Raw genomic sequence first — 21,537 nt, 5'->3', positions numbered from 1 at the left:
GAAGCCGAGGCCGGGCCACGGGGTCGCGCCGGCGGCGTCGAGGCACGCCGCGAAGTGCAACCGCCGCCTGCAGGACAGGCGCGACGCCATGTCGCAGGCGGGAAAGAGGCCCTGCGTGGCGAACTGCGCGACGGCCCGCGAGATGGCCTGCTGGGTCTGGGCGATAGCGCTCATGGTCCGGTAGCGCCCGCGGCGAGATAGGAGTCCGACCCCGGGGCGCGCCGCGCTCGAGGCCGTTGGGAGGCCATTCCAGTTCCTTTTTCTGGGCAGCGGGGGACCGCCACGCCCGCCACGAGACTGCGATGAAGCCGGAGGCCCCCAGCCGTAGCAACGAAATGCGGTTCCGACCCGCGGATATTAGAGTGCCGAACGTGCGTCGAGCAGACACGCCCTCAAGCGGCGCGTCCCCCGGGTGAAGATAGGTCGTCCCCGCCCCCCGCGGTAGCTCCCCGGGGGGCGGGGACGTTTTGCCACTTGACAATGTTCAACTCATATTAAAAAGAGACCGCCGCACGAACGCAACGGAGTCTTGCAAGGGCATTTTAATGCAGTTCTAAACGATTTACGCGTTAAAGTCGACCTGGTCGATAACGTCCTTCAAAGCGGAGGCCGAGCGATGCAGCTCGGCGAGCTCGTCCTCGTCCAAGGAGACGGGCACGCGGCACTCGACGCCGTTGCGGCCAACGATGGTGGGCATGGAGATAGCGATATCCTCCAAACCGTACTCGCCGACCATCAGACTCGAAACGGGCAGAATGTGCTTCTCGTCGCGCATGATGGCGGTGCAGAGGCGCTTCACGGACATGGCGATTCCGTAGTAGGTTGCGTGCTTCTTGTTGATGATCTCGTACGCAGCGTTCTTGACCTCGTCAGCGATGCGCTTCTCGGAAGCCTCGTGATCGAAGTGGCCGCGCATCTCGCAGAAATCATGCAGCGGCACACCGGAGACGTTGGCGCTGGACCAAACAGCGAGCTCAGAGTCACCATGCTCGCCGATGATATAGGCGTGAACGTTGCGGGGGTCGACGCCAAGGTGCGCGCCCAGGGCGTCCTTAAGACGAGCGGAGTCGAGCACGGTGCCGGAACCGATAACGCGGCTCTCGGGCAGACCGCTCATCTTGATGGCGGCATAGGTGAGAACGTCGACGGGGTTGGAGACGATGAGCAGGATGCCCTCGAAGCCGACCTCGCGAATCTGCGGAATAATCGACTTAAAAATGTTGACGTTCTTGTTCACCAGATCCAAACGGGTCTCGCCGGGCTTTTGGGCGGCACCGGCGGTGACTACGATGATGGCGGCGTCAGCAGCGTCCTTATAGTCGCCCGCATAGATCTTCATGGGGCTGGCGAAGGGGGCGCCGTGGCTTATATCGAGGGCTTCGCCCTCAGCGCGATCGCGATCGACGTCGATGAGCACCATCTCGCTGAACAGACCGCTCTGCATCAACGCGAACGCGGAGGACGAACCAACGAAACCGCAACCGACGATAGCGACTTTCCTGTCATTAACCATGGGAGATTCCTTCCCTTCAAGCAGAAACTAAGGCAAGCATAGACTGTGAGATAGCGAGCCGCGAATTCCTGCAACAGTAGACAATGAATATTTTAACGCGCTTACACTGGTTTATCAGTGCCGTACACCGATTTTTTATTGACAATAGATCTTATGTTTGAAGCTGACATTAACCAACGATACCAGCATCGCGTATCGCCTGGACAGCAAGCGCAATCCGGTCGGGCGGAAGCACCAGCGCCATACGAACGTACCCCTCGCCCGAAGGCCCAAAGCTGGCCCCCGGAGTAACTATGACACCCGCTTTGTCCATAAGCTCCTCGCAGAACGCCATGGAGTCCGTGCGACCGCCCGGCAACTTGCACCAGATGAACATGGAACCATGCGCGTTGGGACGCTCCCAACCCAAGGACTCAAGACCGGCGCAGAGCGCATCGCGACGCTCCTGATATGCCAGGCGTTGATCCTCAACTTGCTCGAGAGGACCTGTTAACGCAGCGATGGCGGCCTTCTGCAACGGCAAGAACATACCAAAGTCAATCTGGCTGCGGAGCTTAGAGAACGCGGCGACAACATCAGCTCGGCCCACAAGAAAACCAATGCGAGCGCCGGTGACGTTGAAAGACTTGGAAAGCGAGAAGAACTCGACTCCAACCTGAAGCGCGCCGGGATACGAAAGGAAGCTTCCTCCGCGCGGACCATCGTAGGTGATATCGGAATAAGCGTTGTCGTGGACGATGAGAAGGTCGTGCTCGCGCGCGAATGCGATGATCTCCTCGTATAGCTCCGGGGTACCCACGCTACCAACCGGATTGGCGGGCAACGACACGATCATGTACTTGGCGCGATCGGCAACGGCCGGATCGATGCCGGCGACGTAGGGCAAGAAATGGTGCTCGGCATTAAGCGGATAATACGAGAGTTCGGCGCCGGCGAGCTTGGCGCCCGCCTCGAAGACGGGGTAACAGGGATCGGGGACCAGCACAACATCGCCCGGATCGAGCAAGGCGAGCGCAAAGTGCCCCACGCCCTCCTGGGTACCGTTGACCGAGCAGACCATGTCTTGCGTGATCCCATCAACGTCAAAACGACGTTTGTAGTAGTCGCACACCGCCTGCTTCATCTCCGGCAGATCGCGCAGGCTGTACTTCCACATCTGGGGATCGCGCGCAGCATCGATGAGCGCGTCAACGACATGATCATACGGAGCGAAATCGGGTGTTCCCACGGATAGGTTGTAGATAGTGTGGCCCGCCTCCTCGAGAGCAACCTTACGTGCATTGAGGGCAGCGAACACCTCGTCACCAAAACGATCGAGCCTGGAAGAGAATTGCATGGAAACATCCCCTCTCATGATGGGATATCGACATTTATACATCCTCCCCATTATGCACCTGCGTCAAGGCGTAGGCCGCCGCACTTGGCAAGGCGGCCCATATGGAAACCAATCGCGGCGCGCGATGCTTTGCGAACTACTTGACCAGGCGCACGTCGATATAGCCCTGATACTCGTCCACATGGGCAAAATCACCCAGGCCGGGACACTCGACCACGTTGGCACCGGTGGCCATGGAGCGCTTAAGGGCGTCTTCCACGCGGTCGGGCTCGGAACCCCAGATGGAAAGGAACGCAGCGAGCGAGGAGTCACCGGCGCAAACGGTGGAGAGCACCTTCACCTTGTGGGTGTTGTGCGCGAACCACACGTGCTCGCCGTTGGAAAAGTACGCGCCCGCGCCACCCAGCGTGAACAGTACGTTTTGGGCGCCGCGACGGTGCAGATCCGCTAGGGCGGAGACGGCGGAACCATCGTCACCAGGCTGCACGTCCAGGCCGAAGATATCGCGAAGCTCGTCGTCGTTGGGCTTGATAAGCAGGGGCTCGAGCTCAAGCAAATCGACAAGCTGCGTGCTTGAGATATCCAGAACAAAGCGGGAGCCCTTGGCGCGAACGGTCTCAAGGACACGGCGCAAAAAACCATTGGAGGTATTAGGGGGCAGGGAGCCGGAGATGACCAGGCAGTCGAGGTCCTCGAGCGAGGAGATGAGGCCGACCATGGCGTCCTCGTCTGCAGGCGTGATAGCGGCGCCGGCATTAACCATGTTGTATTCAACGCCCTCGCCGGCATTAAGGAAGACGTTGACGCGCGTGATGCCCTCGGTCCAAACGGGCTTCACCTCAACACCGCGCTCGCGCGCGCCCTCGACAATAAACCTGCCGGAGAAGCCGGCGAAGAAACCCAAGATGGTCGTGGGCACGTTGTAGTGGTCGAGCGTAAAGGACACGTTGAGGCCCTTGCCGTTGGGCGAATAAACCGCATCGCGGGTACGGGTGACCGTGTTGGCATCCAAGTGGTCGCAAGAAACGTTGTAGTCGATCGCGGGGTTGGCCGTGAGGGTGTAGATCATGTGAGTCCTCCCGTCACATACAGGTGATAAAGAGAACCCGGACCGATGGAAACCACCGGTCCGGGCGAAACGTCAGCGGACGGCTCTAACGCGAGCCCGCGGCGAGGCCTTAGACCAGGCGCTCGTTGATAAGGGAAGCGACCGCAGCGGGATCGGTCGCGTCCTTGCAGGCGGCGCGGAAATCATCGTCCGTGAGCGCCATGGCAACCTTGGAGAGGATCTGCAGGTGCGAAGTACCAGCCTCGGCCTCGGGAACAAGCAGGGCGATGGCGCAGGTGACGGGCGCCTCGTCCATGGTATCCCATCCGGGGACGCCCTCGGGGGCCTTAAGGACCATGACGGAAGCCTGCTTGACGGCATCGGTCTTGGCATGCGGAATCGCGAAGCCATCGACCATACCCGTAGTACCCTCCGCCTCGCGCTTAAGGAACGCGGCGAGAAGGGCATCGGCATCGTCAGCGATGCCAGCGGCGACGGCGTTGTCGGAAATGAACTTCAGCGCGGCATCGCGGTCATCGACCTTCTGGTCGCAGAAGACGTTGGACGCCTTGACGAATCCACCGGCGACTTCTGCCTCGTCGGCCTTGGTCTCGTCGACTTGCTGGGGCTTAACCGAATCAACCTCGGCGGAAACGGGCTCGGCGACAGAAGCAGGGGCGGCGGGCTCGGCGGAAATGGAAGCCTGCTCGCGAGTCCACTCGTGCTTCTTGAATGCCGTGAACAGAATGCCGCCCACAACGGTGCCGACGAGAATGGCGAGAACCCACTGGAGGCCGCCGTCAACCACGGGAAGCACCAGGAAGCCACCATGGGGAGCGGGGACGTGGACGCCCAACAGCAAGGTGAGCACGGAGGCGATGGCAGAGGAGACCATCATGATGGGCATGACGGGCCAGATGTTCTTAGTCATGAACGGGATGGCGCCCTCGGTGATGTGAGTGCAGCCAAGGATGATGTTGACGATACCGGCGTCATGATCTTCCTGGGAGAAGTATTTCTTGCCGGCGATAACCGCGAAGCTGGTAACCAGCGGCGGAACGATGCAGGCGGCGGAGACGGCGGCCATGAACGCGGTGCCGTCAGCGTACTCGGACGTGCCGACGCCAGCCTCAAGGCCGACACCCAGCAGCATGGTGCCGGTTACATAGGCAGCCTTGTTGACCGGACCACCCATGTCGACCGCGCACATGCAGCCAATGGCGATGCCCAGGGGAATAGCGCCGGCGTGCTGCAGGCTGCGAAGGAAGTCCATCATGCCGTTGTTGATGGTGACCATGGGGCCGGAGATGCCCAGCATCACAAGGCCAACAATGAGCGTGGAGAACAGCGGGTACAGGAAGATCGCCTTGAGACCGTTCAGGTTAGCGGGCAGCTTAGCGAATATCTTCTCCAGCAGCAAAATGACGTAACCGGAAAGAAAGCCGCCAACGATTCCGCCCAGGAAACCAAAGCCCACGCCGGAACCTCCGGCATCGATAAGACCGGTCTCAGCAGAAACGGGCAGGCCCTGGATGGCGATCATACCAGCGACAAAACCAGGAACCAGAGCAGGACGCTTTCCGATGGACTCGGCGATATAAGCGGACAGCACGGGAACCATAAGGTTCATAGCGATACCGCCGATGGTCTTAAGCATGGCGGCGAACGTGTTGTAATCCGAAGCGGTGGAATCAAAAGACGTGATGCCCCACAGGAAGGAGACGGCGGTAAGGACGCCGCCGGCGACGACGAACACCAGCATGTGGGAAACGCCGTTCATGAGGTGCTTGTAGAGCTGATGGCCGAAGCTCTCTTTCTCCGCGCTGAGAGCCTCTTGCGCAACGGCGGCGACGGCATTGGGGTCCGCCTTGGCGGCCAGGGCGTCGTCGATCAGCCTGCCCGCTGCCTCCTGCGAAATGGCGCGCGAAACACCCACGGAAACCATGGGCTTACCGGCGAAGCGCTCGGCGTTGACGTCTTTGTCGGCGGCGACCACCACGGCGCGAGCCGCGGCGATCTCGGCGGGGGTCAGCGCGTTCTCGATACCGACTTGGCCATGGGTCTCGACCTTGATGGTGAGCCCTCGCTCGGCCGCGGCTTTTTCAAGCGCCTCCTTCGCCATGAAGGTGTGGGCGATACCCGTTGGGCAGCCCGTGGCAGCAATAATGTCGTACTTCTCTGCCATGTTCCCTCCCTTAACTTCCATGCACCGGCGGTGCATCTAATAACCCTACTTTACATGAGCACATTTGATGGGTTTCTTTCACGTAGTGTATCATCCGTGAAAGGCTTTTTTACACCTGCGAGCGGTTATGTAAGGTTGCTTCATTACTCCTTCGCAATTGTGCTGCACTTTGGGGCTATGCTGTAGACAGGGAGATTGTAAGGAGAGAATCGTGTCGACTGCAGACCAACCAAGCGCGCTCGCGCTCATTACCTCAACCAGGGATTTTCTGGACAGTGAGCAACGTATCGTTGATTTCATCCTTGCCAACCCTGATAGAGCGCCCCGCATGACCAGCGCGCAGCTATCTGCGGCAAGCTCCACCTCCGAGGCGTCGGTATCGCGTTTCTGCAGGCGACTGGGCTTTGCAAACTACCGCGCCTTTCAATTCTCGCTAGCCCATGACCTTGCAATTCAAGGCGGCAACACGCAGATTACCCGCGAGGTCTCTTTGGACGACGTCCCGCAGTCGATTGCCAACATCAAGCACGCGAAGATACGCGAAATAGAATCGACCCTCGACTATTTGGACGAGAAGACCCTAAGGCGCGTCGTGGACCTGTTTGCCCGTGCCGACATGATCTTGTTTGCGGCGGTTGGCAACACCAACGCCGTCGCCATCGACGCGGCTATCAAATTTGGCCAGCTGGGCCTGCGCAGCGTCGCCACCACCATCACCGAAAGCTCTACGTCGTTGGCGCTCAGCATGCGCAAGGGCGACGTGCTGTTTCTCATCTCAAATTCAGGCAAGTCCAAGCGACTTGAAAAAATACTTCATGCTGCGAAGCAAGGCGGCGCCACGGCGATCCTCATCACCGGCGACGCCACCTCTCCCCTCGCCCGCATGTCAGACATAGTCCTTAGGGCAGTCAACTATGAAGCCCTGCTCACCACCGTGGACTTCACGTTTTCTAAAATATCCGCGACCCTCATCATCGAGGTCATCTACAGCTTCTTGCTGACGGTCATCCCGCACGCACGAGACGCCATCAGCGGATACGAAGAGCTTATCCAACCGGATAAGGAGATGGAGTAGCTCCCTACAGCTCGATACCGTCGACGTCTATGGCATCGACCTCGTCCAGCCACAACCGTGAAGAGGCATCGCTGGGCATGCGCCAATCGCCGCGCGGCGACAACGTCACGCTGCCCACCTTGGGACCATCGGGCAGGCAGCTGCGTTTGAACTGTTGGGCAAAGAAGCGGCGGTAGAACGTGCGCAGCCATACATGAATGGTCGCTGGATTGTAAACGCCCTCAAAAGAGCGACATGCCATACGGAAGATCTTTGACGGCGCAAACCCAAAGCGCAGCATGTGGTACAGGAAGAAGTCGTGTAGTTCATAGGGGCCAACAAGGTCTTCGGTGCGCTGTGCGATCTCATCGTCGCCCGTGGGCGGCAAAAGCTCCGGCGATACCGGCGTGTCGAGCACGTCAAGCAGCACCTCGGCGATCTCTCCCCCAAACACGTCGGCGGCGTAGCGAACCAGGTGGCGAACAAGTGTCTTTGGCACGCTGGCATTGACGCCGTACATGCTCATGTGGTCGGCGTTGTAAGTGGCCCAGCCCAGCGCCAGCTCGGAGAGGTCGCCCGTACCAATAACAAAGCCGCCCAGCTCGTTTGCCAAATCCATCAGAATCTGAGTGCGCTCTCGCGCCTGCGAGTTCTCATAGGTTACGTCTTGGACCTCCGGATCATGGCCGATATCGGAGAAGTGCAGGCGCACGGCCTCACCGATGGGAATCTCGCGGAAGGACGCGCCCAGCTGCTCGGCCAGGCGCTGCGCATTGGACTTTGTGCGGCCCGTGGTGCCAAAGCCGGGCATGGACACGGCCATGATGCCGGTGCGAGCAAGGCCCAGTCTATCGAAGGCGCGCACGCACACCAGCAAGGCAAGCGTGGAGTCAAGGCCGCCGGAAAGCCCTATGACCGCGTTTTGGGAAGGCGTATTTGCCAGGCGCGTGGCCAAGCCAACCGTCTGCAAGTCGAGGATGGTCTCGCAACGCTGCGCCAAGTCGCGGTCGTCCGCGGGAACAAACGGCGCACGCGGCGCCACTCGCAGGGTTTCAAGCGCTGAATACAAGAGCGACGGCGCTTCATGGATCTCGGGCGCGGAGGCATCGCATGCACGCTCATCACAGCGAGGCCTCGCGGCGCCATAGGAGAACGAGACTTCCTGAACCGCTCCGGTCGCAAATACCGGGCGCGTCCATGTGGACGAGGAGCGGCGTTCCGCCGCCAATCGGTCAAGATCGACGTCGGCGGCTACCATCCCCGTGGAAAACAATTCGCTACGGGCCAGAAGGCTGCCGTTCTCGGCAATGATGTTATCGCCCGCAAAAACAAGGTCCGTTGTAGACTCGCCCTCCCCTGCGTCCGCGTACGCGTAGGCGCAATAAAGGCGCGCGCTCTGACCGCACACCAAATCGCGGCGGTAACCGGCCTTCCCGATGACCTCGTCCGAGGCGCTGGGATTCAAGATAACGGTCGCGCCCGCCAGCGCCATCGATGTCGACGGAGGTTCGGGCACCCACAGGTCCTCGCAGATCTCGACACCGATGACCACGCCCGAGCACCCGTCATCCGCGCAGCGATACACAATGCCGGACCCAAACGGCACGCAACGTCCACCGGCAATGTCCGCAGGAACCTGAACAAAGGAGACGTTTAACGGCGCGGGGGCAAACCAGCGCCGCTCGTAGAACTCGCTGTGGTTGGGAAGATGCTTTTTGACGGTAAGGCCCAACAGCCGGCCGCGGCAGCACGCAGCCACGACGTTGTAGACGTTCTCGCCCTGAGCCCAGGGCAGGCCGACGGTGAAGAAGATGGGTAGGTCACGGGTTTGGGCCAGCAACCATGCCAGTGCGCGCTCGCACGCTTGCAAGAGCGTCCGATCATGGAACAGGTCGCCCGCGGTGTAACCGGTAAGGTTCAGCTCGGGCAGCGCCAGCGCGCCCACGCCCGCCGCCGCAGCCTCGCGTACAGCGTCAAGAGCCGCCTTCGCGTTGCCTTTGACATCGGCCACGCGAATCTTGGGCGTCGCCGCGGCTATGCGAAAGAACCCGTCACCATCGCCGGCGCCCGCGGCCCCGCTCACGCCTGCAAAGATCAACTCGTCCATGATGGCTCCCATCTAGATAATCAGCTCCACTCATTATACGCACGAGGCGCAGGCGGAATGAAATGCATTCTCCACAGGCTCTCCTTGTGTGTCGCTTCTTTTTGTTGTCTGGGCGCGGGGCGTTCAGATTTCGTGCAAGCGGTAACAAAATATATGGACGATTTTTCCGGGCTGCCTCATTGCCCGCACACGGCGCCCGACTCATAAGGGGGATTAATGGCAAACGACTTTCCTACATATACCGATATGAAAAGAACCCGCGTGATCGAGCGCGACAGCGTCTACACCAGGCCGCGCGAGAACGCCTCTATTGGCAGCACGCAACCCATCGCGAAAAAAAAGGGGCTGTTCGACGGCATCTCTATAGGCCAGATAGCCGCGAGCGCGGCCGCTGCGGCAACCTCCATGCTGCTAGCATCAAAGATAGGCATCGCAGGCTCGGTCATTGGCGCCGCCGTGAGCTCTGCGGTCACCATTGTGGCCACGCAGCTGTATCGACGCGCGCTATCAGCGGGGGCTCGCAAGCTCCAAAACGCGACGTTCGACGCCGTTCATAAACCGGCGGGCGCCTACGGCGCGCCCGAGCCCACGCAGATGAAAGCGCACACCCCCTATGCACAGGCATACACGAGCGCGCGCAGCGCCCGCGTCGCCCCCACAAAACTGCAAGCACGCGCCGCCGCGCAACGAGCCGGCACCCAGCGCAAGGTGATCGTAGCCTCCATAATCATCGCCGCCCTAAGCCTTGCCTTGGTGAGCGGCGCCATCATGCTCGCCACGGCGGGCGAGGGTCTAGGCACTCGCCCCAACCCCATCTTTACGCAGAGCACCACCTCAACCGATGCGAGCACGCAAAGCGATTCCGAGGCAAGCTCCTCGACCGCAACGGGCACCACGACGGACATTTCGAGCAATTCCAGCTCTACCGCCAACGGGGCGGCCGATGACTCCGCCGATAGCTCGCAGGGCCAGGAATCGATCGACAACTCCGCGCAAACCGGCAGCGATTCCTCGTCCAGCGACTCAACCAACGGCACAACGAACACCGGAAGCTCCAGCCAGCAGGACTCCACCGCAGGCGGAACCTCGTCTGACTCTCAAAAGCAGGACTCGTCCACCACCAACGGCAGCGGCACCACCGACGGCGCGAGCACCTCAAGCGGAACCACCGCCGAATAAGCGCCGCAAGCAACAATATGTAACGCCACAGGCGCTCGCGTCGCTTTTATCGCCCGCGATGCGCCCTGCTATGGCCCGTGGATGTTAAGATTCTTTCCAATCGTACCGTTTGGAAAGAAGCACATATGCCGCGCACATCCACATCGCCTCGCTTCACCGAGGCCAACAAGCTCTTTATGTACCGCCTGCTTCGCGACCAGCTTGGTTGCGGCAAGCAGACCTTTATCACCCGTGTGGACGAGGTTTTAGCGCAAGACCGCCTGACCGCCGAAGACCTGGGGTTTGACTCCACCTTGCAACTTCTAGAGGCGCTTGGCGCCGACGTGGTGAAGATCACCTTGTTTAAAGGCGGCCGCGCCTACGCCACCGTTTTACCCCGCGAGGATTGGGACAAGGCACTTGCCGCCCCCGAGATCAAGACTCCCGCAAAGGGAAACAAGCCCTGGAAGAAAAAGAAGGGCGACAAATCGATCAAGCCAAGCTGTCCCAAGCGCGTGAAGCGCGACGAGGCCCCATCCGACTCCCCCGCCGCAATGACGGACGAGGACGATGCGCCAGCCCTCCCCGATCGCAACGCCGCCGAAGGCAGCGCCTCTGCGTCAGACGCCGCCCTGTCCAATGCAGCGACGGCCGACTCAATGCCCACAGCACCACAGAAAGCCGCCGCCCGCGACCCGCGCCTGCGCAATGCCAACTTCTCGCTTGAAGGCATCGAAGCCGACCAGGCAGATACCGCAAAGGACGAGGGCGAAGGCGAAGCGGACGATACCGCAGCAGAGGCAAACGCTTCCGAGTCTGAAGCCGCACCCGGCGGCGACAACGCAGCGCAAGACGCCGAAGAGCGCGCTGCGGACTCCCCCCGTATCGCCCTCACCGTCACCTATGACCCCTATACGGGCCAGCAGGGCGAATCGTCCCTGGTAGCCACGCCCGAAGAGCTAGCCAAGCGCGCCGCCGAAAAAGCCGCCGCGCAGGCCGCCCGCCGCGCCGCGCAAGAAGCTACCGCCGCCGCAGCACGCGCCGCGCAGATCGCGCGCGAGCGCCGCGCCGCCGTTATCGCCGCCGCCATCGCGGAGCGCGCCGCGCAAAAGGAAGCCGAGGCGGCACGGGAACTCGCCGAAGCGGAAGCCCGCGCCCGCGCAGAGGCGGAAGCGGACATGGCCGCCATGGAGGACGCCGAGCACCAAGACGATGCCGCGCAAAACGAGACGGCCCCAAGCGAAAAGCCCGTTCTGGAGCAGGAGGCCGACGATGCCCCCAACGCCGAGATCTCTCACCAGGAGGCCGCCGACAAGACGCCAAAGGGAGACGCCTCCCTGCCCACGCCGCAAGAGGGAGCAGATCCCTCCGCGACAGCGGCAAAGCCCCTCGCACCCGCCGCCGACTCCTCGTCCACGCCCGCACCTGAACCCGCACCGGTAGCACCCGCGCTACCAAGCGATTTTCCGCTGGACTTTAGCAGCGAGGTCTTCTGCCCCGGTCCCCTGCTGCACTCCCTTACCATGCTCTACCCTTATGGCGCCGACGTCATGGGCATTGTTTCGGAATACTGCCTTATCGCGCGCGAACGCGGAAGCATCGAGGCGAGCAGGAGCAAGGCGACGTTTTCGATCTGCTACTTGCAAAACGGCCAACGCGCGACCGCGGATGTAGTCATTCGCAGGCGTCGCGACGACGGCATGGGGGCCGCGTGGGCCATCGACTCAGTCACCGTCGCAGATAGCGATGACGCAGAGTAGCCCGCTCATCGTTTTGAGCCCATTTATATGGACGATGCCGCGTGGCTGTAAACCAGTCGCGAACAGTTCGCACCAATAGACCGGGAGCGCCCCGCCATTACAGCAGGGCGCTCTTGTTTGTTGCAGCAATCTTTATGCACGGCAGATCTTCTCCAGGGGGCGCCCTTTTGCCAACTCGTCCACAAGCTTGTCGAGATAGCGTAGCTCCCGCATAAGGGGGTCCTCAATCGATTCCACCGCGACCCCACAGACCTTGCCGGTAATGAGAGCGCGGTTGGGATTAAGGCAGGGCGCGTTGCGAAAGAAATCTCCGTAGGGCACATCCTCATCCATCATAGCCTCGATATCTTCAGCGCCGTAGCCGGTCAGCCAGGAAACGACCGCATGAAACTCGTCTTGCGTCCTCCCCTTTTTGAGCGCTTTGGCCTTAAGCAGCGGCAAAACCTTACTTGTTGGCATCTCAAACACGTTCATTCTTGGCGTGCCCCCTTTCAAAGTTTGGGACGGCGCGCGTAGCCACCACAACGCCCGTTACCCTACATTTGGATGATATAGCATCATTTGTAGGGTAACACCCAATACAAAACGGCTCCCACGCCTAACCTGCGTGGGAGCCGTTTGTCTTAGCGAATCTCTCGCGAATAAAGCGCTAGTCGCGGGTGAGCTTGCGACGAATGCGATGGGGCTGAGCGGCGTCCTCGCCCAAGCGCGCGACGCGGTTCTCCTGGTACGCCTCGAAGTTACCCTCGAACCAATACCAGTTACCCGGATTTTCATCCGTGCCCTCCCACGCCAGGATATGCGTGGCGACGCGGTCGAGGAACATGCGGTCGTGGCTGATGACCACGGAGCAACCGGGGAACTCAAGCAGCGCGGACTCCAGGGAGGACAGGGTCTCGACGTCCAAGTCGTTGGTAGGCTCGTCCAAAAGCAGCAGGTTGCCGCCCTGCTTGAGGGTGAGGGCGAGGTTCAGGCGGTTGCGCTCGCCACCAGAGAGAACACCGGCGCGCTTCTGCTGGTCGGAACCCTTGAAGCCGAAGCTGGCAACGTAGGCGCGGCTGGGAACCTCGCTCTCGCCCACCTGCATGATGTCCAGACCGTCGGAGACAACCTCCCACAGGTTCTTATCGGGATCGATTCCGGAGCGGTTCTGGTCGACGTAGGAAATCTTTACGGTCTCACCGATCTCCAGATTGCCGCCGGATAGCTCCTCGAGCCCGACGATGCACTTGAACAGCGTGGACTTGCCGACGCCGTTGGGGCCGATGACGCCCACGATGCCGTTGCGCGGCAGGGTGAAGGAGAGGTCGTCGATCAGCACGCGGCCGTCGAACTCCTTGTGCAGATGCTCGGCAACCAGGACCTTGGCGCCCAGGCGCGGACCCACGGGAATACGGATATCGGTGTAATCGAGTTTCTGGCTGGCGCGGGCCTCCGCCTCCATCTCCTCGTAGCGGGCAAGACGGGCCTTGTTCTTGGCCTGGCGAGCCTTGGGGCTGGAGCGCACCCATTCGATTTCGGCAGCCATGCGCTTTGCCAGGCGCTCGTCGCGCTGGCCCTGGGCGGCGATGCGGGCTGCCTTGGTCTCCAGGTAGGTGGAGTAGTTGCCCTTGTAGGGATACAGATGGCCGCGGTCCACCTCGCAGATCCACTCGGCGACGTTATCCAGGAAGTAGCGGTCATGGGTGACGGCGAGCACGGCGCCGGGGTAGTTCTTCAAGAAGTGCTCCAGCCACAGTACGGACTCGGCGTCCAGGTGGTTGGTGGGCTCGTCCAAAAGCAACAGGTCGGGAGCCTCGAGAAGCAGCTTGCACAGCGCGACGCGACGGCGCTCGCCGCCGGAAAGGACGTTGACGGGCATATCCGAATCGGGCAGCTGCAGCGCGTCCATGGCGACGCCCAGCTTGGAGTCGATATCCCAGCCGTCGGCGGTATCGATCTCGTCCTGCAGGCGGCCCATCTCGGCCATCAGGGCGTCCATATCGGCATCGGGGTCGCACATCTCCTCGCCGATCTTGTTGAAGCGGTCGACCTTGGCAAGGATGTCGCCAAACGCCATGCGGACGTTTTCGATCACGGTCTTGTCATCGTCCAGCGGGGGTTCCTGCTGAAGGATGCCCACGGTGTAACCGGGGGTAAGACGGGCATCGCCATTGGAGACTTCCTCGATGCCTGCCATGATCTTGAGCAGGGTTGACTTGCCCATGCCATTGGGGCCAACCACACCGATCTTAGCGCCGGGGTAGAACGACAGCGTGACATCGTCCAAAATCACCTTGTCGCCATGCGCCTTGCGCGCCTGATACATCTGGTAGATAAACTCGGCCATATAAGCTCCGTTTCATAAGGGGCTCCTCAGTCATACGGGTTTATTGTCGCATGAAACAAAACCCTGCGGAAAATCTTGATGAATTCTGCTGGCACCACCCACGGAACAGTCAGCAAAACCCGGATTGACGCATAATGGTGGAACGACTCTTACCTATATTGTTTTCCAATAAGCATTCGCTACGAAGGGAAGCCGATGGCGCAGCAGCAAACAACGCAAGCCGACAACCAGCCCGCAGAGACCATGACCACCAAGCTCGAGGTCATATTGGGCGAAGACGGCGTCAAGCGTTTAAACCAAGCCCGCGTAGCGGTCTTTGGCTGCGGCGGCGTGGGCTCCAACTGCATTGAAGCCCTGGCGCGCGGCGGCGTGGGCACTCTCGCCATCGTCGACAAAGACGTGGTGGCCCCCAGCAACATCAACCGCCAGGCAATCGCATACCACAGCACCATCGGCCGTCGCAAAATCGACGTGACGGAAGAGATGATCCGCGACATCAACCCGCGCTGCCGCGTGATAGCCCGCCATTCATTTGTGCTCGCGGATAACATTGAGGAACTCCTGGCTCAGCTGGAACGCGAATGCGGCGGACCTTTTGACTACATTGTGGACGCCATCGATACCGTCTCGACCAAGCTCGCCATCGCCAAGCTCGCCCAAGAGCGAAGCCTGCCGCTCATAAGCTCCATGGGGGGCGCCAACAAGTTGCACCCAGAATGTCTGCGCATCGCCGACGTCCATAAAACGGTTAACGACTCGCTCTCGCGCATCATGCGCAAAGAGTGCCGAAAGCGCGGAATCCGCCATCTTAAAGTGCTCTACTCTTGCGAAGAGCCCATGCACCTCAAGGCGCGCGAGGGCGCGGCACGCAGCGAGCGCAGCGACCTGGGCACGGCGTCTTTCATGCCGCCCATCATGGGCCAGATGATCGCGGGCGAGGTCATTCGCCAAATATCCGGCGTAGGCACGCAGTCCGATACCGCCGCAGCACTCGCCATGCATGATGCCGCGCGGCGCGGGGCGCTTGCGGGGCGCAAGGGGCCATCGTCCAAAAAGAAGTCGTGATCCGCGACATGGAGCATTTGTATGACATGCACTGCCACCTTGGTTCCATGCCGAACGCGGACCAGGTAGCGAAACGGGCAGAGCAGCTAGGTCTTGTCCTGCTCAACGTGACGGTCTCCCCTACCGATGCCAACGGGTCCGCGCGGCTGAATCATCACGCCAACGTACGCACCGCATGCGGCCTGCATCCCTGGTGGATCGCTAACGGAGCCTGCGGTGAAGAGGACGTTGCACGGGCGGCGCTCATGTGCGCCGCGTCGCGTTTTGTGGGCGAGATCGGTCTCGACTTCAGCGGCGGGCGCATGGCGACCGCACCGCAGCAGCAAGAAGCATTCGACTGGATCATCCAATCTTGCGCAGAGCATCCCGTGACGGGACGAGTCATCTCCATCCATGCCGTACGCGCGGCAAGCGAGGCGCTCGACACCCTGCAGCGCTTTGACATGCCGCACAACTCGACATGCATCTTCCACTGGTTCTCGGGCACCAGCGACGAGCTTGCCCGAGCCCGCGCTTTGGGCTGCTACTTTTCCGTCAATGCGCGCATGCTCGCCACCAAGCGCGGGCGCGAATACGCACGGCAGATTCCGCTGGACAAGCTGCTGCTTGAAACCGATGCGCCAAAGGAGCTTGGAGACCAGGGCGACGCGCAGGCCCTTGCCGGTGAGCTAACGCAGACGCTCGATGTATTGGACGATATCCGAATAGAGCGAAAAGAGCTCCTAGCCGGCAGCATAGCGCAAACCAGCCAGGAGCTCCTAGGATAATCACGGCGCGGCGCATAAGGACGAGAACATCTCCCCGATAGCTTTAGCGACCTCGCGAGCCAGCTCCCCATGCCCTTGAGGGGTCATATGGATATGGTCGATAGGACTGGGCTCGCACACCTTGGACGCATCCAGATATGCGCACCCCTGCTCATCCGCAACCGCGCGCGATACGCTTCCGCAACCTCATGCGAAACGCGCACCGAATGCTCGCCAAAAGATGAAAGGACCACGTTGCGAACGCCTTCGCCGATATGCGGCGGAGACACAACGAGGATCATTGGCTCCCGGCAGCCGACCGCCCAGGGAAAACGCTTGATGGCAAGCACAAGGGACTCGACACCGCGGGCGATGTCGTTCGCGGCAAGATTGAAGCAGGTCTTCATGTCATTGGTGCCCAGCATCAAAACAATGCAGTCTATAGGCTGGGTGCTGGCGAGCGCCACCGGCAACTCGTCCAAACCGCACAGGCCGCCTTCAAAGGGATCTCGATGCACCGTGGTGCGGCCGCAAAGCCCCTCCTCGACAATCCGCCAATCAGGCCCCAGCAGCCCTTGTAGAACTCCGGGCCAGCGCACATCGACCGGATAGCGAAACCTTGTACCGCTCGCTACACCCTGAGGGTCATATCCAAAGGTGTTGCTGTCACCAAAGCACAGTACCGTTTTAATAGCCATAAGCTCCTCCTCGCAACAAGGATCAGCACATGAATGAAACCGTAACACGCCGCCAATGGTAGCGCGACCGGAACGAGTGCGCATAAGCAAAATGCCCGACCACGCAACGTGGTCGGGCTCGGCGAGCAACCTAGTTCTCGTATACCAGCGGATGGCCCCAACTGCCCTCGACCTTGCAGGTCTCGGCAGCAAAGCTCGCAGCGAAGTCCAGACTCTCGCGAATCGCGTCCGCGCCGCCCTCGCCCGCCTTCTGCTTTGAGAGGTAGGTAACCAAGAACGCCGTTAGCAGCGAGTCGCCGGCCGCCATGGCATCCTTGAGGTCCTCGGGCGCGACGGGCTTGATGCCCTGCTCGTAGAAGTTTTCTCCATCGTATGCAACGGAGCCCTTGCTGCCGCGCGACGCGCATACTATCTGGGGACCCAGAGCCTTCACCCATTCGAGTTTCGACTTGATATCCTCCAGGGACGCATCGCCCATCGGCATAAAGGCATAGGTCACAAACGGCGCTATCTGCTCGAAGTACTCATCGGTCGAGTCATCGGAGAAATCGAAGCTGATAGGCACGCCGGCAGCTTTGATCTTAGGCAGCTCTCGCTCGGTGAAGCATCAGCTTCCGCTGTGCACCAAATCAAAGCCGCGAACGTATTCGGCGGCGAAACGGTCGATCACGTAACGCATATCACCGCGGATACCGTCCTCATTAGACCCAAGGAAGATACGGTCTCCGTCCTCCTCAGCGGAAGCATCGGCGACGGCGAACTCGATGCGCTTCTGCTTATCGTCCTCATACGTTATCGAGGACTTGGGATCGAGCTTAACGCGGCACGCGTAGCGCATGGTCCAGGCAATGCCCACAGCGGTAAAGATGACCCACAAAACGGCGCGGAACCACAGCTAATCCGCCGGGTCAACCTCTGCCTTGATGTTGACGAATCGCATAACGCCTCCTATCGATCATCTGAATGCGGATAGTATGGCGTAGATTCATCCTATGTTGTTCTGTGTTTTTGCAGCACTAATTAAAATCGCCCTTACTCCACAACTAGAGCAAGGGCGGCTGAGATGAAAATTAGTGCCTTGAGAATGCAAGCGATAGGGCTAAGCGATACCCAGGATATCCGAAATTTGGTCGATGATGGCATCCGCCCTATCCTGTGAGAACCCAAAGCGATCCTCGCGCTTGGCGAACACGGTAAGGCCCGCCGCCTTACCAGCGGCGATACCGGGTACGGAGTCCTCGATGCAGCAGCATTCGGATGCATCGAGATCAAGCTTCTCGATAGTGTAGAGATAGATGGCGGGGTTGGGCTTGCTCTCATGGAAGTCCCTGCCGCTTACAATAAGCTCGAACTTATCAGAAAGATCGCACGCTTCAAGAACGGCTAAGATGCTGTCCATGGGCGAAGACGAAGCCAGCGCCACGCGAACACCCCGCGAGCGCAGCTCGTCAATGGTGTCGGCGACGCCGGGGTTCAAAATCGCCTTGTAGTCGCAAGGATGCAGCGCCTCCCAGTCCCTATACGTTTGCTCCGCGGCGTCCAAAGTCAGCTCGCGACCTGCGCGCGACCACCAGTCCGCCAGCACGCGCTGAAACGTTTGGTGCGACTGGCCAACCAGGTCCAAAATCTCCTGGTCGGAAACGTTCAGCCCCATCTCGTTCACAAACCTGCGCTGCTCGCGCTGATAGTACGCCTCGGTATCGACGATCACGCCATCCATATCAAAGATAACGGCCTTGTAGGGAAACGTCTTGTCAGCCATTGCCATCCATCCTCTGTACTCGTCAAACAGATATCGCCGCTATGCCAAAAGCTCTTCAAGAGCACCCGCGATGCCATCCTCGTTGTTGGTGCCGCAAACCATATCCGCCACGCTCTTGAGCTCATCAATGGCGTTACCCATAGCAACACCCACGCCGGCGAGCTCAATCATGGCTCGATCGTTTTGGCCATCGCCAAACGCCGCCATCTCGCTGGGGTCGATACCGCAGCGCGGCAGGGCAAACGAGAGCGCACGGCCCTTGTCGATACCCCGGTCGGTAAATTCAAAATACCACTCGGCCGTGAACATGCAACTCAAACGATCGCTAAAGGGCGCCGCCATCTCCTGGTAGTTCTTCTGAAGATACTCGCCCGTTCCGGCGGTGAGAATCTTATTCTGCGGAACCGTGCACCACTCTGCCAGATCGCGCACCTCATGCAGGCGAAGGTTGCATGCATCGCGTTCGTACTTGATTATGTTCTTGGGCTCGCCGCCGCTGTAGATGGTGCAGTTATACGCATCCTCAATGTAGAGGCGGTCGCCATCGACCAGCATGGGGATGACGTCGAACTTCTTCATGTGAACCAGCACCTCGCGTGCAAGGTCAGCAGAAATAGCCTGATCATAGAGCACCTCGCCCGTGCTGGCATCGCGTACCTGCGCGCCGTTGAACGCGACCAGCAAGCCATTGTGACGGTCGAGCTCGAGCTCGTGCGCAAGCGCACGCAGGCCGTGGACGGGACGACCGGAAGAGAGGATGAGCTTTATACCCGCCTCCTGCGCATCCATCAGCGCCTTCTTAGTGCGTGGCGTGATGACCTTTTGATCGTTTGTCAGCGTTCCATCAATATCGAGCGCGATCGCGCGAATAGCCATAGATGCTTCTCTTCTCCCCTTTTAGTACGTTCCAAGACTTTGTTTCGATTCTACATAATTGCGCGAGTTCGCTAAAGCCCGACGCACATATGCACCCGTAAACCTATCCTTACCTTTACAGCGAAAGCAAGCGCATCAACTCTCGAGACGATACGTGCCGCCCATATAACTAATAGAAGGCATTAAAATCTCGAAAGATGATGCGCGAAGGGTTTAAGCACCCTGACCACTATAAATGGGTTAGGCTGCAGCGAAGACTCCGAGCCAAGTACCCAAAATGCAGATTGCAAAAATGCCGAGGATAATCCAAATGGTCTTGACTCCCTTTTTATAGAGCCATACACAGGTAAACGTTGCAATCAAAGGCAGGATGCCCGGGAACACGGCGTCAAACAAAGACTGGAGCTCGATTTCAGATCCTCCGATGTTGAACACCATAGAGGTGCTGAGGGAAACCATGGTGGCAATCATCGCCCCAACAACGGTCATGCCAAGGACGCCCGCTCCATAGGTAAGGTTGTCCATCAGATTGCCGCTTGCGGACTGCTGGAGAAACTTGGTTCCGACATTGTAGCCGAGATGCGCCGTTCCGATTCGCGTAGCGATATTGATAACGGAGTAGATCAATGCATAGATAATCGGTCCCAAGGGATTGCCGGTAGCGGCAAGACCAATACCTATACCAGCGGCAACGACACGGAACGTGCCCCAGTAAAATGAATCGCCAATACCCGATAGGGGGCCCATCAGTCCCACTTTAATCGCATTGATCGATGATGTATCGAAAGTGGGATCCTTGGCCGCCTGTTCCTCCATAGACACCGACAAGCCGGCGACAAAGGGCAGAATGTGCGGAGTCATGTTGAAAAACTCCGTATGCCGGTCGAGGGCGGCGTAATAATCGTCATCATCGGGATAAATCTTGCGAAGCGGCTTCTCCAATGTGAACATGAAGCCGTAGGCCATCATCTTGTCGTAGGATTGGGAGCACTGACTGGTAAATTGCCTTAAGAACATACTGCGGTATATATCCGGAGTCATGATCTTATCTTGACCGGAATGATCCCTCGCCCCGGTGGCGTTCTCGTAGCCGCACATTAGAAATCCTCCTCTTCCACCTCGGTAGCCTGAGACCTATCGGCGCTCTTGTTAAATACGATGAGCAGAGCGATGCACGTGGCAGCAGCGGCAACGCCGATAACGTCCATGTTCAGATAGACCACCATGATGAAGCCGATGAACAAAAACGGAAGCAGCTTTGCGTTCGACATGGTTCTGATAAGCAGAGCGAAACCAACGCAAGCAAGGACACCTGAGGCAACGTTAAGACCATCCATGACGAACTGCGGGATAGCGTTGAGGGCGTTGTTGATAAGATCGGCGCCAAAAAAGAGCGAACCGAAAACCAGAAGGGCGGATGGGATGCCGATGGAAAGCGGAACGATAGTGAGATGGTAGAAATTCGCCTTCGCTAGATTCCTATCCGCGAGTGCTGCATCAATCTTTTTGCTCGCGAAAGCACCCGGAACCGCATAGCAAAAATTCCTCCAGACCTGGAGAAAAACCGAAACAGGCAAGGCAAGTGCCACGGCGGCTGCGGTACCCGCACCCGTAATAATGGCAAATGCGCAGCCAAGAACGCCGGATGCGTAGACCTCGGGAGGCACTGCGGCACCGACCATAATGGCGCCCATGAACATCGATTCCAAAGCGGCGCCGACGATGCAGCCCGTCTGAACATCACCAAGAATAAGGCCGACGAAAAGGCTGGTGAACAGAGGACGACCGAGCATGGTAATTCCGAATAGCTGCTCGTCCATCGACGCGACAAACGCGACCAGCGCAATGAGTATATATTGCACGACCATTTTGATCCCCTTAAAAAACACCGATGGCCCGG

Annotated in this window: 19 protein-coding genes; 5 read left to right on the top strand and 14 right to left on the bottom strand. The window is 59.6% G+C overall.

Annotated elements, in window-relative coordinates:
- Positions 1-562: 562 nt before the first annotated feature.
- From HMPREF9452_RS00860 to HMPREF9452_RS00845, 4 genes are all read right to left on the bottom strand, one after another.
- Positions 563-1,513 (bottom strand): L-lactate dehydrogenase, encoded by a 951-nt coding sequence (locus HMPREF9452_RS00860; protein WP_009140202.1) that lies wholly within the window; start codon positions 1,511-1,513, stop codon positions 563-565.
- A gap of 169 nt (positions 1,514-1,682) precedes the next feature.
- Complete coding sequence (locus HMPREF9452_RS00855; protein ID WP_009140201.1) at positions 1,683-2,849, bottom strand: pyridoxal phosphate-dependent aminotransferase; 1,167 nt, start codon at positions 2,847-2,849, stop codon at positions 1,683-1,685.
- 136 nt (positions 2,850-2,985) lie between these two features.
- A complete protein-coding gene (locus HMPREF9452_RS00850; RefSeq protein WP_009140200.1) occupies positions 2,986-3,918 on the bottom strand; it encodes a 1-phosphofructokinase family hexose kinase in 933 nt (310 codons plus the stop codon).
- Positions 3,919-4,027: 109 nt separating this feature from the next.
- The gene (locus HMPREF9452_RS00845; protein WP_009140199.1) at positions 4,028-6,082 is read right to left on the bottom strand and encodes a fructose-specific PTS transporter subunit EIIC; all 2,055 of its coding nucleotides are present in this window, start codon (positions 6,080-6,082) and stop codon (positions 4,028-4,030) included.
- Between the two features lie 211 nt (positions 6,083-6,293).
- Between HMPREF9452_RS00845 and HMPREF9452_RS00840 the strand changes: the two genes are divergently transcribed.
- Positions 6,294-7,157 (top strand): MurR/RpiR family transcriptional regulator, encoded by an 864-nt coding sequence (locus HMPREF9452_RS00840; RefSeq protein WP_009140198.1) that lies wholly within the window; start codon positions 6,294-6,296, stop codon positions 7,155-7,157.
- A 4-nt stretch (positions 7,158-7,161) separates the two neighbouring features.
- Here HMPREF9452_RS00840 and HMPREF9452_RS00835 read toward each other — a convergent pair whose 3' ends face one another.
- Positions 7,162-9,243 (bottom strand): NAD(+) synthase, encoded by a 2,082-nt coding sequence (locus HMPREF9452_RS00835; protein ID WP_009140197.1) that lies wholly within the window; start codon positions 9,241-9,243, stop codon positions 7,162-7,164.
- Positions 9,244-9,459: 216 nt separating this feature from the next.
- On the opposite strand from HMPREF9452_RS00835, the gene HMPREF9452_RS00830 reads away from it, so the two are divergent.
- Together HMPREF9452_RS00830 and HMPREF9452_RS00825 are read left to right on the top strand one after the other, a co-directional pair.
- Entirely contained in the window at positions 9,460-10,422 is a 963-nt protein-coding gene (locus HMPREF9452_RS00830; protein ID WP_009140196.1) for a hypothetical protein, read from the top strand.
- Positions 10,423-10,547: 125 nt separating this feature from the next.
- Positions 10,548-12,161, top strand: a complete 1,614-nt coding sequence (locus HMPREF9452_RS00825) for a hypothetical protein (protein ID WP_009140195.1) — start codon at positions 10,548-10,550, stop codon at positions 12,159-12,161.
- Between the two features lie 132 nt (positions 12,162-12,293).
- Here HMPREF9452_RS00825 and HMPREF9452_RS00820 read toward each other — a convergent pair whose 3' ends face one another.
- Positions 12,294-12,635 (bottom strand): DUF2200 domain-containing protein, encoded by a 342-nt coding sequence (locus HMPREF9452_RS00820; protein WP_009140194.1) that lies wholly within the window; start codon positions 12,633-12,635, stop codon positions 12,294-12,296.
- 175 nt (positions 12,636-12,810) lie between these two features.
- Positions 12,811-14,490, bottom strand: a complete 1,680-nt coding sequence (gene ettA / locus HMPREF9452_RS00815; RefSeq protein WP_009140193.1) for an energy-dependent translational throttle protein EttA — start codon at positions 14,488-14,490, stop codon at positions 12,811-12,813.
- Positions 14,491-14,685: 195 nt separating this feature from the next.
- Between ettA and HMPREF9452_RS00810 the strand changes: the two genes are divergently transcribed.
- Positions 14,686-15,555, top strand: a complete 870-nt coding sequence (locus tag HMPREF9452_RS00810) for a tRNA threonylcarbamoyladenosine dehydratase (RefSeq protein ID WP_009140192.1) — start codon at positions 14,686-14,688, stop codon at positions 15,553-15,555.
- An 8-nt stretch (positions 15,556-15,563) separates the two neighbouring features.
- On the top strand, positions 15,564-16,322 hold the full coding sequence (locus tag HMPREF9452_RS00805; protein ID WP_009140191.1) for a TatD family hydrolase: 759 nt from the start codon (positions 15,564-15,566) through the stop codon (positions 16,320-16,322).
- Positions 16,323-16,405: 83 nt separating this feature from the next.
- On the opposite strand, the gene HMPREF9452_RS00800 is transcribed toward HMPREF9452_RS00805, so the two are convergent.
- The 7 genes from HMPREF9452_RS00800 to HMPREF9452_RS00775 form a co-directional block, all read right to left on the bottom strand.
- Positions 16,406-16,999 (bottom strand): GDSL-type esterase/lipase family protein, encoded by a 594-nt coding sequence (locus HMPREF9452_RS00800; RefSeq protein WP_009140190.1) that lies wholly within the window; start codon positions 16,997-16,999, stop codon positions 16,406-16,408.
- Positions 17,000-17,129: 130 nt separating this feature from the next.
- Complete coding sequence (locus HMPREF9452_RS00795) at positions 17,130-17,564, bottom strand: PfkB family carbohydrate kinase (RefSeq protein ID WP_009140189.1); 435 nt, start codon at positions 17,562-17,564, stop codon at positions 17,130-17,132.
- A 42-nt stretch (positions 17,565-17,606) separates the two neighbouring features.
- Entirely contained in the window at positions 17,607-17,876 is a 270-nt protein-coding gene (locus tag HMPREF9452_RS11160; RefSeq protein ID WP_050797601.1) for a hypothetical protein, read from the bottom strand.
- Positions 17,877-18,098: 222 nt separating this feature from the next.
- Positions 18,099-18,761, bottom strand: coding sequence for an HAD family hydrolase (locus HMPREF9452_RS00790; protein WP_009140187.1), 663 nt, complete (start codon positions 18,759-18,761; stop codon positions 18,099-18,101).
- A 39-nt stretch (positions 18,762-18,800) separates the two neighbouring features.
- Positions 18,801-19,637, bottom strand: coding sequence for a Cof-type HAD-IIB family hydrolase (locus HMPREF9452_RS00785; RefSeq protein WP_009140186.1), 837 nt, complete (start codon positions 19,635-19,637; stop codon positions 18,801-18,803).
- A 240-nt stretch (positions 19,638-19,877) separates the two neighbouring features.
- Entirely contained in the window at positions 19,878-20,735 is an 858-nt protein-coding gene (locus HMPREF9452_RS00780; RefSeq protein WP_009140185.1) for a PTS system mannose/fructose/sorbose family transporter subunit IID, read from the bottom strand.
- Entirely contained in the window at positions 20,735-21,505 is a 771-nt protein-coding gene (locus tag HMPREF9452_RS00775) for a PTS mannose/fructose/sorbose/N-acetylgalactosamine transporter subunit IIC (RefSeq protein WP_009140184.1), read from the bottom strand. The genes HMPREF9452_RS00780 and HMPREF9452_RS00775 overlap by 1 nt, the downstream gene beginning before the upstream one ends.
- Between the last annotated feature and the right edge of the window lie 32 nt (positions 21,506-21,537).

Source organism: Collinsella tanakaei YIT 12063, from assembly GCF_000225705.1.
Taxonomy (GTDB): Bacteria; Actinomycetota; Coriobacteriia; order Coriobacteriales; family Coriobacteriaceae; genus Collinsella; species Collinsella tanakaei.
The sequence above is the reverse complement of the archived record's forward strand: the minus strand, read 5'-3'. Positions and strand labels throughout refer to the sequence as shown.

Bases quoted from the DNA above. Each gene is read 5' to 3' on its own strand.
- HMPREF9452_RS00860 (WP_009140202.1), bottom strand. From the start codon at position 1,513: ATGGTTAATGACAGGAAAGTCGCTATCGTCGGTTGCGGTTTCGTTGGT.
- HMPREF9452_RS00855 (WP_009140201.1), bottom strand. From the start codon at position 2,849: ATGCAATTCTCTTCCAGGCTCGATCGTTTTGGTGACGAGGTGTTCGCT.
- HMPREF9452_RS00850 (WP_009140200.1), bottom strand. From the start codon at position 3,918: ATGATCTACACCCTCACGGCCAACCCCGCGATCGACTACAACGTTTCT.
- HMPREF9452_RS00845 (WP_009140199.1), bottom strand. From the start codon at position 6,082: ATGGCAGAGAAGTACGACATTATTGCTGCCACGGGCTGCCCAACGGGT.
- HMPREF9452_RS00835 (WP_009140197.1), bottom strand. From the start codon at position 9,243: ATGGACGAGTTGATCTTTGCAGGCGTGAGCGGGGCCGCGGGCGCCGGC.
- HMPREF9452_RS00830 (WP_009140196.1), top strand. From the start codon at position 9,460: ATGGCAAACGACTTTCCTACATATACCGATATGAAAAGAACCCGCGTG.
- HMPREF9452_RS00825 (WP_009140195.1), top strand. From the start codon at position 10,548: ATGCCGCGCACATCCACATCGCCTCGCTTCACCGAGGCCAACAAGCTC.
- HMPREF9452_RS00820 (WP_009140194.1), bottom strand. From the start codon at position 12,635: ATGAACGTGTTTGAGATGCCAACAAGTAAGGTTTTGCCGCTGCTTAAG.
- ettA (WP_009140193.1), bottom strand. From the start codon at position 14,490: ATGGCCGAGTTTATCTACCAGATGTATCAGGCGCGCAAGGCGCATGGC.
- HMPREF9452_RS00810 (WP_009140192.1), top strand. From the start codon at position 14,686: ATGGCGCAGCAGCAAACAACGCAAGCCGACAACCAGCCCGCAGAGACC.
- HMPREF9452_RS00805 (WP_009140191.1), top strand. From the start codon at position 15,564: ATGGAGCATTTGTATGACATGCACTGCCACCTTGGTTCCATGCCGAAC.
- HMPREF9452_RS00800 (WP_009140190.1), bottom strand. From the start codon at position 16,999: ATGGCTATTAAAACGGTACTGTGCTTTGGTGACAGCAACACCTTTGGA.
- HMPREF9452_RS00790 (WP_009140187.1), bottom strand. From the start codon at position 18,761: ATGGCTGACAAGACGTTTCCCTACAAGGCCGTTATCTTTGATATGGAT.
- HMPREF9452_RS00785 (WP_009140186.1), bottom strand. From the start codon at position 19,637: ATGGCTATTCGCGCGATCGCGCTCGATATTGATGGAACGCTGACAAAC.
- HMPREF9452_RS00780 (WP_009140185.1), bottom strand. From the start codon at position 20,735: ATGTGCGGCTACGAGAACGCCACCGGGGCGAGGGATCATTCCGGTCAA.
- HMPREF9452_RS00775 (WP_009140184.1), bottom strand. From the start codon at position 21,505: ATGGTCGTGCAATATATACTCATTGCGCTGGTCGCGTTTGTCGCGTCG.